General features: G+C 64.4%; 11 protein-coding genes and 1 tRNA gene. 2 read left to right on the top strand and 10 right to left on the bottom strand.

Going from position 1 to position 14,849, the window contains the following annotated elements; translation table 11 throughout:
* Window positions 1-108: 108 nt before the first annotated feature.
* Window positions 109-180 (bottom strand) — tRNA-Gln (locus KNN17_RS03340).
* A gap of 331 nt (window positions 181-511) precedes the next feature.
* On the opposite strand from KNN17_RS03340, the gene KNN17_RS03335 reads away from it, so the two are divergent.
* Entirely contained in the window at window positions 512-1,975 is a 1,464-nt protein-coding gene (locus KNN17_RS03335) for a hypothetical protein (protein WP_241707479.1), read from the top strand.
* Window positions 1,976-1,983: 8 nt separating this feature from the next.
* Here the strand turns inward: KNN17_RS03335 and KNN17_RS03330 are convergent, their stop codons facing one another.
* The 4 genes from KNN17_RS03330 to KNN17_RS03315 form a co-directional block, all read right to left on the bottom strand.
* Window positions 1,984-2,697, bottom strand: a complete 714-nt coding sequence (locus KNN17_RS03330) for an HAD family hydrolase (RefSeq protein WP_241707478.1) — start codon at window positions 2,695-2,697, stop codon at window positions 1,984-1,986.
* Between the two features lie 12 nt (window positions 2,698-2,709).
* Entirely contained in the window at window positions 2,710-4,224 is a 1,515-nt protein-coding gene (gene gltX, locus KNN17_RS03325) for a glutamate--tRNA ligase (protein WP_078108585.1), read from the bottom strand.
* Window positions 4,225-4,309: 85 nt separating this feature from the next.
* Complete coding sequence (locus KNN17_RS03320) at window positions 4,310-5,086, bottom strand: fumarylacetoacetate hydrolase family protein (protein WP_241707477.1); 777 nt, start codon at window positions 5,084-5,086, stop codon at window positions 4,310-4,312.
* Window positions 5,087-5,142: 56 nt separating this feature from the next.
* On the bottom strand, window positions 5,143-5,925 hold the full coding sequence (locus KNN17_RS03315) for an MBL fold metallo-hydrolase (RefSeq protein ID WP_241707476.1): 783 nt from the start codon (window positions 5,923-5,925) through the stop codon (window positions 5,143-5,145).
* A gap of 279 nt (window positions 5,926-6,204) precedes the next feature.
* Here KNN17_RS03315 and KNN17_RS03310 point away from each other — a divergent pair, with 279 nt between their 5' ends.
* Window positions 6,205-6,798 carry an SGNH/GDSL hydrolase family protein gene (locus KNN17_RS03310; protein WP_241707475.1) on the top strand — a complete coding sequence of 198 codons (594 nt, stop codon included), beginning with the start codon at window positions 6,205-6,207 and terminating at the stop codon, window positions 6,796-6,798.
* Window positions 6,799-6,857: 59 nt separating this feature from the next.
* On the opposite strand, the gene KNN17_RS03305 is transcribed toward KNN17_RS03310, so the two are convergent.
* The 5 genes from KNN17_RS03305 to KNN17_RS03285 form a co-directional block, all read right to left on the bottom strand.
* Window positions 6,858-7,970 carry a branched-chain amino acid aminotransferase gene (locus tag KNN17_RS03305; protein WP_241707474.1) on the bottom strand — a complete coding sequence of 371 codons (1,113 nt, stop codon included), beginning with the start codon at window positions 7,968-7,970 and terminating at the stop codon, window positions 6,858-6,860.
* A gap of 135 nt (window positions 7,971-8,105) precedes the next feature.
* Window positions 8,106-9,170: a 3-isopropylmalate dehydrogenase gene (locus tag KNN17_RS03300; RefSeq protein WP_372489618.1), complete on the bottom strand. Its 1,065-nt coding sequence runs from the start codon at window positions 9,168-9,170 to the stop codon at window positions 8,106-8,108.
* Between the two features lie 278 nt (window positions 9,171-9,448).
* Window positions 9,449-11,008 (bottom strand): methionine--tRNA ligase, encoded by a 1,560-nt coding sequence (gene metG / locus KNN17_RS03295; RefSeq protein WP_241707473.1) that lies wholly within the window; start codon window positions 11,006-11,008, stop codon window positions 9,449-9,451.
* 76 nt (window positions 11,009-11,084) lie between these two features.
* Window positions 11,085-11,840, bottom strand: coding sequence for an ABC transporter ATP-binding protein (locus tag KNN17_RS03290; protein ID WP_078108578.1), 756 nt, complete (start codon window positions 11,838-11,840; stop codon window positions 11,085-11,087).
* On the bottom strand, window positions 11,837-14,641 hold the full coding sequence (locus KNN17_RS03285; protein WP_241707472.1) for an ABC transporter permease: 2,805 nt from the start codon (window positions 14,639-14,641) through the stop codon (window positions 11,837-11,839). Before KNN17_RS03285 ends, KNN17_RS03290 begins: the two co-directional genes overlap by 4 nt.
* Window positions 14,642-14,849: the final 208 nt, after the last annotated feature.

The raw sequence follows: 14,849 nt of genomic DNA, 5'->3' as shown, positions 1-14,849 counted from the left end.
CTTCCGGTATTCAAGCTGAATGAGTATTTCACACATTCAGCCTTGTTTCAAATCGGCAAACCGATGAGAAACTCCGAATTCCCGCACAAATATGCGGATTATTCAGAGCTGGGATACCAGGACTCGAACCTAGAATGACGGTACCAGAAACCGTAGTGTTGCCAATTACACCATATCCCATTGGCACTTTTAGGCCGGATTCGATGGCGTAAACCTTCGCTCCGTGCCCCTCAGCACGAGTAATTACTTTACCCGAGACTTTCGATGCACACAAATCGAGCACGCAGGTTCGAGGCCGGCCCGGCCCCGTCCCGAGCGAACGGACGAACTGGGAAAAACCCTTGCAATCGACCGGATCCTAGGTTTACTCTCGGTAAGTTACCAATCGGTAACCAACGCCACGCACTTGTTTCGTGGCACAGCTCCAGGCCGGAACGCCTGTTGGCTGCGTCACATGGGGGGATCCCCGGCAGCAGTGCCGCTGCCGGGAAGTCATCGAGAGGAATTGCCCATGACACCGAACCCTGCCAATGCCACCAGAACACGAAGCCGTGCCCAGATCATCGCCATCGCCGTACTCGCACTTCTGCTCATAGCCCTCCTCGGCTTCTACACCTTGGTCATCGGGAAGATCGCGGCAGGGTCGGCGCAGCTCGATGACGGTGCCGCACAGGCCTCTGCCGGCGCCGGCCAGCTAAAAGACGGCGCAGCGAGGCTTGCAGGCGGAGCTGCGGAGGCCGGGACAGGTGCGGCGAAGCTGGCGGATGGCGCCTCAAAAGTCCAGAACGGAATCCAAGGCAAGCTGGCCCCTGGAGCCCAGCAGCTAAAGGACGGAGCAGACAAACTCGCTACAGGTGCCGTGAAAATCCAGAATGACGTCAACGCCAAGCTTGCGCCGGGGGTCTACAAAGTGGACGACGGCGCGCAGAAGCTCGCAGCCGGTGCCGTGCAACTTTCCGCGGCGCTGACTCCGACGCCCGGCGGCAACGCTGAGAACAATCTCGGCGACGGCGCCACTCAACTGAACAACGGCGCGAACCAGCTCAACAACGGAGCCGCCCAGCTCGACGCCGGTGCTGCGCAACTCGACGCGGGCGCCTCCAGGCTCGCTGCGGGCACCGATCAGCTCAAAGGTTACCCCGGAGCCGGCGACGACCCCACCAAGGGAACGGGCTCCGCCGCGTTGGCCCAAGGGCTACAGCAGCTCGCCGACGCCGCCAACGGCATCCAGGGCGTGGTGCCGCTGGCAGCGCTGAAGGCCCAGATCAATGCACTCAACGATGGCGCACACCGCCTTGACGCGGGAGCTTCGCAATTGCAGGCCGGCGCGGGCCAGCTTTCGGCCGGAGCGACCCAACTGCATGACGGCACCGGCCGGCTTGCCGACGGCACGGGGAAGCTGGCGGCAGGGACCGGCAAGCTGACGGCCGGTTTCGCCACTCTCGCCCAGAAGCTCAACAGCCAGGATCCAGCGTCCCCGGGCGTTGTCCTGGGAACCCAAATGCTCGCCGACGGGACTGCAAAGATCCGGGTGGGCATGGACGGCGTACCGGGCGACCCCGAGCATCCGGGTCTCCTCAAGGCCACCGCCAGCATGACAGACGGAACGTCGCGCTTGGCTGCGGGCACTGACTCGTTGATGACGGGAATCAAGGGCAGCCCCGCGGATCCCTCCTCCCCCGGTCTCCTGGACGGGTCCACTGCGTTGGCAGCGGGTGCCTCCAAGTTGTCGGATGGAAATGCCAAACTGGCGGCGGGCTCGGCCCAGTTGTCCACCGGTGCCAACAAACTCGCGGATGGAAATGCGCGAATCGCGGCGGGCACCACGGAACTCCATCAGGGAGCTGCGGCGGTATCGCCGTCGAGCATGACCGAGAAATCGGATACCGGTACGGCGCTCGGGCTTGTGGGCGTCCTGGGGGCGGGTTCCGTCGGGGCGTTCGTTTTCCTGCGCAAGTTCCGGCTGGCCGGGTAGCGGAAGCCTCAGGCGAGCAACCGCGTCAAGGAATCTATTTCCCGGTCGGAGAAATCGGAGTCGGGCTCGCCGTTGCGGTTCAGCCAGATGCCGCGCAATCCGGCGGCAGTGGCGCCGTCGGCGTCGAGAAGTCGGTTGTCGCCCACGAAAAGGGTCTCAGCCGGGGTGGTGCCCAAGCGGCGGACCCCTTCCAGGTAAATGGCGGGGTCCGGCTTGGGCACGCCCACGGTGTCCGTGCCGACGAGAACCGACACCCGCGCGAGTCCTGCGCTGTCGAGCTTGACCCGCTGGTAGTCATGGACGTTGTTGCTCACGGCGCCATAAGGGATGCCAAGGCCGTCCAGGGCATCGAGGACCGGCAGGACGTCGCTGAAGGCCCTGACATAACTGGGCTGCAGGCGCGAGTAGTCGTTGAGCCACGTGTGGGAGTCCTCACCGCCAAGCTCGACGCCGAAGTGCCCCAGCGCCGCACGGCCGCGCAGCAGCCGCTGCTCGTTGAACGTCAATTCACCGGCGAGGTACCGGTCATAGAAATGCGTGGTTTCGTGCGTGAAGATCCGTCCGAACTTCTCCCACCCGGCCTGGTCCAGGCCGGGCAGGAGGTGTTCGCTGACGTCACGCAGGGCCGTGGTCATGGCGTATTCAAGGTCCACCAGGGTGTCGTCGATGTCGAACAGGACGCCCCGGACCGTGCGGAACGACTCATGAAGTGCGTGGATCACGGCGTGCCTGAACTAGCCGCGGAACGCGCGCAAGCGGGTGAGCGAGGATTCCTTGCCCAGGATGACCATCGATTCGAACAGCGGCGGCGATATGCGGCGGCCGGAAATTGCCGTGCGCACGGGGCCGAATGCAAGGCGCGGCTTGATGCCAAGATCCTCCACCAAAGCCTGCTTGAGCGCTGTCTGAATGCTTTCCGCTGTCCAGTCCGCGAGCGGTTCCAATGCTGCCAATGCGGCGTCCAGCACCTCGCCCAGGTTCTCGGGGAGGCCCTTTCGGGCGTCGTCGGCGACGTCGATCGCGTCGTCGTTCTTGAACAGGAAGGCGAGCATCTCCGGAGCCTCGCCCAGCAGGGTGATCCTTTCCTGGACCAGCGGCGCGGACTCGGCGAGGATCTCTTCCTGGCGCGGAGTCAGGATCTCCCCCACGAAGCCTGCGGCACGCAGGTACGGCACAAGCCGCTGGCGGAAATCCTCCGGGCTGAGCATGCGGACGTGCGTTCCATTGATGGCTTCGGCCTTCTTGATGTCGAAGCGCGCAGGGTTGCCCAGGACATCGTGGATGTCGAAGCTGGCCACGAGCTGCTCCACGGTGAAGATGTCCTCGTCAGCGCTCAGGGACCAACCCAGGAGGGACAGGTAGTTGAGCAATCCTTCGCGGATGAAGCCGCGTTCCCGGTGCAGGAACAAGCTGGATTCCGGATCGCGCTTGGAAAGCTTCTTGTTGCCCTGGCCCATGACGTAGGGAAGGTGGCCGAACTCGGGCATGTATTCGGCCACGCCGATGGCGTAGAGCGCACGGTAGAGGGCGATCTGCCGCGGAGTGGAGCTGAGCAGATCCTCGCCGCGGAGGACGTGCGTGATCCCCATGAGTGCATCGTCCACGGGGTTCACCAGCGTGTACAACGGGGCTCCGTTGGCACGAACCACGGCGAAGTCGGGCACCGATCCGGCCTTGAACGTGATCTCCCCCCGCACGAGGTCGTTGAAGGTCAGGTCTTCGTCCGGCATGCGCAGGCGCAACACGGCGTTGCGGCCCTCGGCCTTGTACTGTGCGAGCTGTTCCTCGGTGACATGGCGGTCAAAGCCGTCGTAGCCGAGCTTGGGATCGCGCCCGGCAGCCCGGTGTCGTGCCTCGATCTCCTCGGGAGTGGAGAATGACTCATAGATGTGGCCGCCGGCCTTGAGCTTGGCGATGACGTCCTGGTACATGTCGCCGCGCTGCGACTGGCGGTACGGCTCGTGCGGGCCGCCAACTTCGACGCCCTCGTCCCAGTCGATGCCGAGCCACTTCAGCGCGTCAAGCAGTTGGTGGTAGCTCTCCTCGCTGTCGCGGGCGGAGTCGGTGTCCTCGATCCGGAAAATCAGCTTGCCGCCGGTGTGCCGGGCGTAGGCCCAGTTGAACAGGGCCGTACGGATCAATCCAACGTGCGGAGTTCCGGTGGGCGACGGGCAGAACCGGACGCGGACCGGGGTTTCGGCGGTCACGGCAGGAATGGCGGCAGAGTTCGACGCAGCAACAGTAGTCATAATGGTTCCAACTTTACCCCGTGGCAGTGGGCGGAATTCCCAGTGCCGCTAGGGGCGGGAGGACCTGCGGCGGCCCGCCAAAGCCTTACCGGCGCACTACCGGGTTGGACAAGCGGCCGATGCCTTCGATCTCGATCTCGTAGCGGTCGCCCTCCTGGACCAGCCCGACGCCGGCCGGAGTCCCGGTCATGATGACATCACCGGGAAGCAGGGTGAAAGCCTGCGAAACGATCGACACCAGCTCCCGCACGCTGCGGATCATCTGGTTGGTGCTGCCGTCCTGGCGGAGTTCGCCGTTGAGCCAGCCCTTGATGGCCAGGTCCTCGGGATCGAGTTCCGTCTCGATCCACGGGCCGAGCGGCGCGGAGGTGTCGAAGCCCTTGGCGCGCGCCCACTGCAGGTCCGTCTTCTGGACGTCGCGGGCCGTGAGGTCGTTCCCGCAGGTGTAACCGAAAATGACGTCGTCCACGCGGTCTTCGGGCACGTCCTTGCAAATGCGGCCAATGACGACGCAGAGTTCCGCTTCGAAGGAGACCTCCTCCGAGAACTCCGGCAACACGATCGGATCGTTCGGGCCAACGACGGCGGTGTTCGGCTTCAGGAACAGCAAGGGGTGCTGCGGAACTTCATTACCGAGTTCCCGGGCATGTTCGGCGAAGTTCCGCCCGACGCCGATGACCTTGCTGCGCGGAATGATCGGTGCCAGCAGGCGCACGTCCTCCAGCTTGTGGCGGACCGAGGTCCGCTCGACGCCGTTGAAGAAGGGGTCGCCGTGGATGACAGTGATGACTTCACTGCCGGGCTCACCTTCAACGACGCCGTAGACGGGATCAGAATCAACAACAAACCGGGCGATACGCATGGGTTCTAGCGTACCGTCCGCAGGCGGACGCTACGCGCGCACTGCGGAGGGGTCTGCTAGCCGCGCAGATAGTCCAATTGCGCCGCCACCGAGGTTTCAGCGGCCCACCGAACGGAAGGATCGACGTCGGGATACACCGCATCGGTGACTGCCTGGACCCCGGCTTGGGCCCCGAGCCGCGCCAGGGCTTCACGGATCTGCTCCAAGCGCATCTCCCTGTGGGCCTGGTACTCGCGGCACACCGCGTCGACAGCCGGCAGAACGGGGCCGTGCGCGGGCAACAGCGTCGCCGGGCCAAGGCTTTCGAGTGTGTCGAGGCTGGAGAGGTAGTCCCCCAGCCTTCCGTCCGGATAGTCCAGGACGGTGGTACCCCGCCCCAGGATGGTATCGCCCGTCAGCACCGAGCCGTCCGGCCCGTCGCCCGGAAGGTGAAAGCAGACTGAGTCGGAGGTATGGCCCGGCGTGGCCAGCACGCGGATCTCCACTCCCGCGGCATAGATGACCTCGCCAGCCCGCAACGGTTCGCCGCCATGGCACTGCACCGGATCCGCCGCGCGGACGGGCGCGCCGGTGAGTTCATGGAAGCGCAAGGAGGCCTCCGTGTGGTCCTTGTGGCGATGGGTGATGAGAACGAGCTCCACCGTTCCTGCAGCGGCGAGTGCCGCCAGGTGGGATTCGTCGAGCGGTCCGGGATCGACGATGACAACTCCCCGGGCGTCCGGACCCGCAATGATGTACGAATTGGTGCCGTCGAGGCTCATCGGGCCCGGATTGGGTGCGAGCAGCGAGCGGGTGAAGGGACTGCTGTTCTGGAAAGAGGAGTCACTGGCCGGATTCACTTCTCCATCTTGGCACACGGCGTGGACGGACCCGGGAACGGAAAGCCGGGTGCCTCGGGGCCGGCACGGCATACGACGTAGCATGGTGCCAAGGCACCGGGAAGGACGCTCGGCGACAGTTGCGGAGGAGTGGTCGAATTGCTGCGGAGTCAACCCCGGAGACACGGACTCCGGACGACGGCGATCGCAACGGTCTGTCTTTCAGCCCTCGCCTTCCTCAGCGCTTGTTCCTCCGACACCGGACCACGGTCCGCCGCGGCCCCGGGCCAGCCCACTGTGGTGATTATCGGAGACTCCCTCAGCACGGGACACGGCACTTCCCCAGCCGGTGCGTGGCCCAATCTTGTGGAGAAGGACCCCGGCTTTCAACAGTTCCATGCGACCATCGTCAATGCCGCGCATGATGGCAGCGGTTATGTCAGCGCCGGCGACAACGGATCGACCTTCGGTTCCCAGGTGGACACGGCGGTAACGGAAGCGACGCGCTTGGTGTTGTTCTTCGGTTCCGAAAATGACATGGGAACCACCCCTGGGGAAACCGAGGCCGCGGCAGCGCGCGCGTTTGCCTCAGTCAAGTCCCGCGCTCCCGACGCCGACATCGTGGTGGTCGGGCCGCCGTCGTACACGGGCAAGCCCGAGGTGGAAAGGCTCAACATCCGCGACCAGGACAGGGCCGCTGCCGCGAAAGCCGGCGCCGACTTCGTTGATCCCATCGACCTCGGCTGGATCATGAACGACGCGGCGGACCTCATTGGTCCCGACGGCGATCATCCGTCCGCAGCGGGCCAGCAGTATCTGCAGTCCAAGATGGAAGCACTCATCGAACCGCGGATCCGGCAAGGCAGCCCCGGCAACAGCCCGCTTGCGGGTTAACCGACGACGGCGACCCGCCCACCGCAGTGGGAGGCCGCCGTCGGGCGCTCTGCTGAACCTTAAGCCAGGCGGGTGAGCCAGCCGTGCTTGTCCTCGACCGTTCCGGTCTGGATGCCGAGCAACTGCTGGCGGATGGCCATGGTGGTTTCGCCGGCCTTGGCGTCCTCGGAGCCGATGAACTCGGTCTTGTCCTTGAGAACTCCGATGGGCGTAATGACAGCCGCGGTGCCGCAAGCGAAAACCTCGGCGATTTCACCGGAGGCAACGCCGTCGCGCCACTCGGCAAGGGTGATCTTGCGCTCGGAAACCTCGCGGCCCGTGTCCTTCGCCACCTGGATGACGGACGAACGGGTCACGCCTTCGAGGATGGTTCCGGTGAGTGCAGGAGTGACGAGTGAGCCGTCCTTCATGACGAAGAAGACGTTCATGCCCCCGAGTTCCTCGACGGCGTCGTCGTTGAAGTGGTCCAGGAAGAGGACCTGCTTGCAGCCGTTCTCCTCGGCTTCCATTTGGGCAATCAGTGATGCGGCGTAGTTTCCACCGCACTTGGCTGCACCGGTGCCGCCGCGGCCGGCGCGCGCGTATTCACGGGAGATCCAGATGGATACCGGCTTGAGCTCGCCGCCGAAGTAGTTGCCGGCCGGAGAAGCGATGACCCGGAACGAGACCTCGCGGGCCGCGCGGACACCCAGGAACGCCTCCGTCGCGATCATGAACGGGCGCAGGTACAGGGCTTCGCCGTCGCCGGACGGAACCCATTCCTTGTCCGCCTGCACGAGTTCGCGGATGGCACCGAGGAAGTATTCCTCGGGGAGTTCCGGGAGGGCGAGGCGGCGCGCCGACTTGTTCAGGCGGGCAGCGTTGGCCTCGGGACGGAACGTCCACACGGAGCCGTCAGCGTGGCGGTAAGCCTTGAGTCCTTCGAAGATCTCCTGGCCGTAGTGCAGCACTGCCGCCGACGGATCCAGGGAAATCGGTCCGTAGGCCTCGACGCGGGCACTGTGCCAACCGCCGTTGCCCTCTGTGTCAACGCTGTAGTCGACAATGACGGTGTTGTCGGTGAAGTAGTCGCCAAATCCCGGGTTTGCCAGGATAGCTGCACGCTCCTCAGCAGACTTCGGGGTCTCCGAGAGCTGCTGGCTGAATTCGACGCCGTGGGCAGTCTGAGTCATGTTTCCTCCAGTCGGCTACCAGGCAGAGCGAACCATCTCTTGGAGGATATGGTTCAGCGACGGACCACGGCAGCAGGTAAATAATTCAAGTAAAGCTTACGCCCGGGCACCGACCCCAAAATGCCAGTACAGGCCCTAGAGTGCGGCAGCGATGGCGTCGCCGATGGCCGCGGTGCTGCGGCTATCGCCGTCGCGGCTTTCGATATCGGCGACGACGGCGGTTTCGATCCTCCGGGCGGCCGCCGTGTAGCCGAGGTGGTCCAGCAGCAGGGCCGCGGACAGGATGGCGGCGGTCGGATCCGCTTTCTGCTGCCCGGCGATGTCCGGGGCGGAACCGTGGACGGGTTCGAACATGGAGGGCGCAGTCCGGTCCATATTGATGTTGCCCGAGGCTGCCAACCCGATGCCCCCGGTGATGGCAGCGGCGAGGTCCGTGATGATGTCGCCGAAGAGGTTGTCGGTGACGATCACGTCGAAGCGGGAGGGATCGGTGACCATGAAGATGGTGGCGGCGTCGATGTGGAGGTAATCGTGGGTGACCTCGGGGAATTCCTTGGCCACGGCCTCGACAGTGCGCTTCCACAAATGGCCCGCGAAGACCAGGACATTGTGCTTGTGGACCAGGGTGACATGCTTGCGGGGACGCTCGCTGGCGCGGCGGAAGGCGTCACGGACCACGCGCTCGACGCCGTGGGCAGTGTTGAGCGATACCTCGGTGGCAACCTCATGGGGGGTCCCGCCGCGCAGCGTACCGCCGTTGCCGACGTAAGGCCCCTCGGTACCTTCGCGGACCACGATGAAATCGATGGTGCCGGGATTGGCGAGCGGGCTGCCCACCGTGCCGTAGAGCCGCGACGGGCGCAGGTTCACGAAGTGGTCGAGGCTGAAGCGAAGCTTGAGCAGCATCTCGCGTTCGATGATGCCGGAAGGAATGCGGGTGTCCCCCGGGGCCGCGCCGACAGCGCCGAAGAGGATGGCGTCGCGGGTACGCAGATCGGCCAGGACCTCGTCCGGGAGGGTTTCGCCGGTTTCGAGCCAGTGCTGGGCTCCGAGCTTGTATTCGGTCTGCTCCAGGGTGACGCCCTCTTCGGCGACGACCTTTTCCAGGACCTTGAGGGCTTCGGCAATGACTTCGGGGCCAATGCCGTCGCCGGGAATGACAGCCAGGTTGATCGTTGCGGCGGATTGCGTTGCGCTCATGTTTTCAGACTGCCAACGCATCCACATTCTGGTCAAAATCGTCTCACCATTTGAACGCCCCGGGCTCCCGACGCCCGCTCACATATATGGCACCTTCCGTCGATCCCCGCTCACATAAGAGGGAGAAAAGACAAACGCCCGCTCCGATCTGCACGGCCGACGGACCGGATCCGAGCGGGCGTTTGCGTCAGGCACCGTATAGCTGAGCGGGCGTTTGCGTCAGGCACCGTATAGCTGAGCGGGCGTTTGCCCAAAAGGCGGTATAAGTGAGCGGGCGTTTAGGATTCGGCGGGCTCTTCGTAACGCGGGAAGACCGGGGCTGGAGCCGGGAGCTCCGTGCCGGGGACGATCGGCGTGGCGATGGCCGCGAACTGGCGCGCCTCGCCGTCGGGCTGTCCCAGCACCTCAAGCAGCTTGGCCGCCGACGTCGGCATGACCGGCTGGACGAGTATCGCCACGATCCGGACTACTTCCAGCGTGACGTACAGGACCGTGTTCATGCGCTCGACGTCGGTCTTGCGCAGCACCCACGGGGCCTGCTCGGCGAAGTACGCGTTCGTGTCACCCAGGACGGCCCAGATCGCCTCGAGGGCACGGCTGAATTCCTGCTTCTCGAAGGCTGCGCGGGCCACGTCCAGCAGTGCGCCCGTTTGTGCCAGCAGCGCCGAGTCCTCGGCCGAGAACTCACCGGGAACCGGCACCTTGCCCTCGCAGTTCTTGGCCACCATGGACAGCGAACGTTGCGCCAGGTTGCCGAAGTTGTTGGCAAGGTCCGCGTTCATGCGGCCCACAATGGCCTCGTGGTTGTAGCTGCCGTCGGCGCCGAAGGGCACTTCGCGGAGGAAGAAGAAGCGCACCTGGTCCAGGCCGTACTGATCCACGAAGTCCTTGGGCGCCACCACGTTGCCGAGGGACTTGGACATCTTGACGCCATTGTTGGTCAGGAAGCCATGGATCATGACCCGCTTGGGCAGTTCCAGGCCGGCGCTCATGAGGAAGGCGGGCCAGAAAATCGCATGGAACCGTGAGATGTCCTTGCCGATGATGTGGACGTCTGCCGGCCAGAACTTACGGAACGCCTCCGAATCGGCATCCGGGTAGCCGACCCCGGTCAGGTAATTGGTCAGGGCATCTACCCACACGTACATGACGTGCTTGTCGTTCCCCGGAACCGGGACGCCCCAGTCGAAAGTCGTCCGGCTGATGGACAAGTCCTGCAGGCCCTGCTTGACAAAGCTGATGACCTCGTTGAAGCGGTACTGGGGAGCGCCGAATTCCGGTTGCTCCTCGTACAAGGCCAGCAACCTGTCCTGGTAGGCGGACAGCCGGAAGAAGTAGCTCTCCTCCGCGGTCCAGGTCACTTCCGTGTCGGTATCGCGTGAGTAGCGGCCGCCGTCGTCCTTCAGGACGGTCTCGTCCTCGGTGTAATAAGCCTCGTCGCGGACTGAGTACCAGCCCTCGTACTTGGACAAGTAGATGTCGCCCTTGGCTTCCATCTTCTTCCAGATGGTCTGGGAAGCGGCGTAGTGATCGGCGTCCGTCGTGCGGATGAAGCGGTCGTAGGAAATACCCAAGGCAGCGTGGGCAGCCTTGTAGATTTCGGCATTCCGGTCCACGAGCTGCTTCGGCGCGATGCCTTCCTTCTCCGCCGCCTGGGCAATCTTCATGCCGTGCTCGTCCGTGCCCGTCAAGAACATCACGTCATAGCCATCGAGGCGCTTGAAACGGGCCATCGCGTCGGTGGCGATGTACTCGTAGGCATGCCCGATGTGCGGCTCGCCGTTCGGATACGTAATGGCAGTGGTGATGTAGAACGGGGGTTTATCTGGAGACGTCACTCTACGAAGTTACCTTCTCTTGGAGATGGAAGACCGGACCGGCCGCCTATGGCGACCGGTCAGGAGGCATCGGTTGCTAGTTCAATTCAGTCAGCGTATCGCTGAGCCTGACAAGCTCATGGTCGTGCGACGCCACCAGCACGGCGATCCCGTCACTGGTGGTGTCCTTCAGGATGCTGATGATGCGGTTGGCAGAGGTGCGGTCCAGGCTGGCCGTTGGCTCGTCGACCACCAGGACGCGGGTGCCCAGGATCAAGGCGCGGGCGATCGCGACACGCTGGCGCTCACCACCGGAAAGCTGTGCCGGACGGTGGCGCATGCGCCGGCCGAGGCCCACCAGGTCCAGCAGGTCCTTGGCCATTTCGGTGCGCTGCTCCACTTCGCCGTCGGGAACGGCCGGCAACAGCACATTCTCCAAAGCGCTCATGCCGTCGATCAAGGCGCCGCCTTGGTCCACGTACCCGATCAGGGCGCGGCGGCGGTCGGCGATTTCGTCGTCGCCCATCTTCTCGAGGGAGTCGCCCTCCCAGAGGACACGGCCCGACGTCGGAAGCGTGAGTCCCGCTCCCACCGTCAGGATGCTGGTCTTGCCTGAGCCGCTTCGCCCGGCGACACAGTGCATCTCACCGGCGTGCAAGGTCAGGTTGAAGTCCTCGACGACGGTGACCGGCTCCGCCCCGCCCTTGTCGCCGCCGTAGCGGATGGTGATGTTGCTCAACTGCAAGGGCATGCCGTGGTCCGCAGCCCTCACGATGGTGTTGGCGCGGGTCTGGAACGACTCGTCGGTGGATTCCGTGGTCGCGGTCAGATCGGGTTCGAGATTGTCAGTCATTTGACCACTTTCGTTGCAATGGGAATCCAGCAAAGTACTGCCACCACTCCGGCCAAAGCGGCCCAAAGTGCGGCATAGGGAGCGAGCAGCAGGCCCAGGCCCAGCGCCCCCAGGACGCCCAGGATCAGTGCCGCGGCTCCGACCAAGGCATTTTCGAAGAATCGGACCTGTCCCAGCATGTCCGGGTTCCAGCCCATGGCCCTGAGCGTGCCGAGCTGCTCGCGCCTGGCCTGGAGCTCGAAGCGACCGGTGACCAAGGTCAGCACGAGGCCCACGAGCACTCCGCAGACTGCCAGGATGACGCTCGGCAGCGCGACGGTGGCGGAGGCAAGGCCGCTGAGGGCACTGGCCCCGGCCGCGCGCGGGATGTCGATGAGCAAGGCGATCAGGGCACCAACGGCCGCTCCGAACACGCCCACGGCCACGGCCAGCGCCACCGAGCTGAACCGGTGGGTGACCAGTTGGCGGTACGCAAACGTCAGGGGCGAATCAACTGCGATCAGCCGCTCGTCGTGTTGGGGTTCCTGGTCGACGACGTCGCGGTGCCGCAATTGCTGGGCCGCGATGTACGCAGCTCCGCAGTAGATGAGCAGCACTGATGCGGAAACAATGACGGTAGCCAGGTTCCAACTCAGAAGGCTCAGCGCAATGCCGGCCACGGCAACAATCGCCGCACCGATGCCGAACTCCTCAAGGACCCAGCTGCGGATCTTTCTTTGGGTCCAGCCCATGGCACGGAGTATCCCCGCTTCGCTGCGACGCTGGCGGATATAGCTGACTGTCGAAGCGCCGGTCAGGAGGGTGGCCCCGCACAGCGTCAGGAAGAGGAGGGTGATATTGGTGCCCGTCAGGGAACCGGAAACGGCGTCGGCGGCATCCTGCCGGACCCACGACTGTTGCACGGTGCCCAGCGCGGATTCCTTGCCGGCGTCGTCCTTGGAGTATCCCGGAACGAAGATGTTGGCGTCTTCACGCGCGGAGCCGGCCACCACCGTGGCTTCGAGACCCATGTCGCGGATCTGGGCCGCGAGCTTGTCGACCTCCGGTTGGGCTTGTTTCCAGTTGCCCGGCGCGCTGGCGCGGACCCGGACGGCGTCGATGACGTTGGCGTTGGAGTCGTAACCGCGCGCTGCGGCAAGGCCGTAGTAGTCGGTGATGGCGCCGGCGGACTGGCTGACCAGGCCGGTGGCGCTCAACGAAGGCTTGAGGCCCTTGGCTGCGGTGTCATTGCCCGAAGCATCCTTCTGGAGCGTCATCGGTGCCGGGTCATAGCCGCCCAAGGGCAGCTTGTTGACGTCGCCGGCCGCCTTCTGGATCTGGGCCGGATCGAACGTTCCATAGACCATGGGCAGCGGAGTGGCCGGCTTCGAGCCGGTGGAGAGGTTCTCCCGGTACGAACGTTCGTCGACGGGCTTGCGCTGGCTCTGGTCCACGATCGCCCCGAAGGCCGATTTCTCGGGCAGTTTGTTGACGGTTACCCAGTCGCCCGGTGTCGCGGACTTGCCGACGGCGCCATTCGCGGAGGTTGCGCCGTCCGTGTACTTGGGTGCCCCTGCGAAGTCCGTGCTCCACTCGGCGGGCTGGTACAGGCCTTGGCTGAAGTTGCCCGTGTTGCCGAGCAACTGGCTGTGGTCCGTTGATCCAGGCCATTCCAGGGCGAAGGGCGACTTTGACACGAAGGGCAGGTAATCCTTGTCCAACGAACGCGAGACAGTGCCGACGTCGTTGACGACATTGCCCGAATCGTCGATTTCCTGGATCTTGACCGAATACTTCAGATCCAGCGAAGTTCCCTGCCGGACGATCAAGGGGATGGCCTGCGAGGCATCCGTGATCTGGCCGGACAGCTTTGCCTGCTGGTACTGGGTCATGAGGGGTGCCCAGTATTTGAGGTTGACGCCCATGAAATCCGGGCCTTGTTCGAGTTCCTGCTGCGTAGGGCTCTTCGCGAAGAGTTGTTCGAAGTAGCGGCCGATGGCTCCGGCGTTGCGGGTGTCGGGCGGCGGAGCCTTCTGCAGCGGCGCGAGGAAGTCTCCGGCCGAGCCCAGGAGCGCGCGTTCAGCTGTCGGGTCGACGGCGACAACCGACTCGGTGACCTGGGGAGCCATGGGCAGCGCCACGGAAAGATTGAAAAGGTTGTGTTCCGAGCCACCGGCAGGCGCAGGGAACTTGATGCCGGTCTCCCCCGCCGGGCCGGCGATGCGGATGCTCTTGCCGCCGGCAGTCTGCTGTTCTATGACCTGCCCCTTGCCGAGCGTGCCTTCAGCACTGGTCTGGAAGAGGGTCTGCTGGGACACTCCGTCGGAGCTCACGGCGGTGGCGGTCAGGCGGTACTTCTTGGGCTGCGCGGGGAGCACGGACTCCGGTGCGGGCCATTTCTTGGCGTCCGTTCCAGTCGGATCCCCCGCAGTGGCTCCACCAGCCAGGCCCGCGTTGTAGCCAAGGTAATCCATGGCATCAAGCCGCGGAGTTTCCAGGTTCTGCGTCACCCGGGAGACGAGGCTGATGGGCGCCGCGACGGCCGCACCGCTCAGCCCGCGGATCTTCTCGAGTTGCGGGAAGCTGATGCCACCCTGGCCATTCGCGATGTCCGGCTGGAGGAGGGCCCCGCCGTCCTTGGTGTTCGCGGACTTGGCCTGGACCAGAATGTCGTACAGGCCGCGTGAGTTCTCATCCACTGTCCGGTTCAGTGCGGCCTGCGACTGGCTCTGGATGAATACGGACAAACACATGGCGACGATCAAAATGGCCGCGGTCAGCAGAAGCACACGGCTTCTGATGAACCTCTGGACGGCGTTCATAGGGCTCCCTGAGTCCTGGATTGCGGGTGTGCACACTGCTGTCCCAGGAACCATGCCGAGGCAAGAGGAATCCACCGGGTGCGTGCAAAAGTTATTGGCCGGCCTGCCGCCGGTTCCGAATTTCGGACCAAGCCATTGTAGGCAGACCGGCCAATAATATGTCGCCGATGTGAAGTGCGGCACACATTTCTAGCTCAAGCGGTTGGGA

It is taken from the genome of Arthrobacter bambusae (assembly GCF_022606295.1).
Taxonomy (GTDB): domain Bacteria; phylum Actinomycetota; class Actinomycetes; order Actinomycetales; family Micrococcaceae; genus Arthrobacter; species Arthrobacter bambusae_A.
The sequence above is the reverse complement of the archived record's forward strand: the minus strand, read 5'-3'. Positions and strand labels throughout refer to the sequence as shown.

Bases quoted from the DNA above. Each gene is read 5' to 3' on its own strand.
- KNN17_RS03335 (WP_241707479.1), top strand. From the start codon at position 512: ATGACACCGAACCCTGCCAATGCCACCAGAACACGAAGCCGTGCCCAG.
- gltX (WP_078108585.1), bottom strand. From the start codon at position 4,224: ATGACTACTGTTGCTGCGTCGAACTCTGCCGCCATTCCTGCCGTGACC.
- KNN17_RS03320 (WP_241707477.1), bottom strand. From the start codon at position 5,086: ATGCGTATCGCCCGGTTTGTTGTTGATTCTGATCCCGTCTACGGCGTC.
- KNN17_RS03305 (WP_241707474.1), bottom strand. From the start codon at position 7,970: ATGACTCAGACTGCCCACGGCGTCGAATTCAGCCAGCAGCTCTCGGAG.
- KNN17_RS03300 (WP_372489618.1), bottom strand. From the start codon at position 9,170: ATGAGCGCAACGCAATCCGCCGCAACGATCAACCTGGCTGTCATTCCC.
- KNN17_RS03290 (WP_078108578.1), bottom strand. From the start codon at position 11,840: ATGACTGACAATCTCGAACCCGATCTGACCGCGACCACGGAATCCACC.
- KNN17_RS03285 (WP_241707472.1), bottom strand. From the start codon at position 14,641: ATGAACGCCGTCCAGAGGTTCATCAGAAGCCGTGTGCTTCTGCTGACC.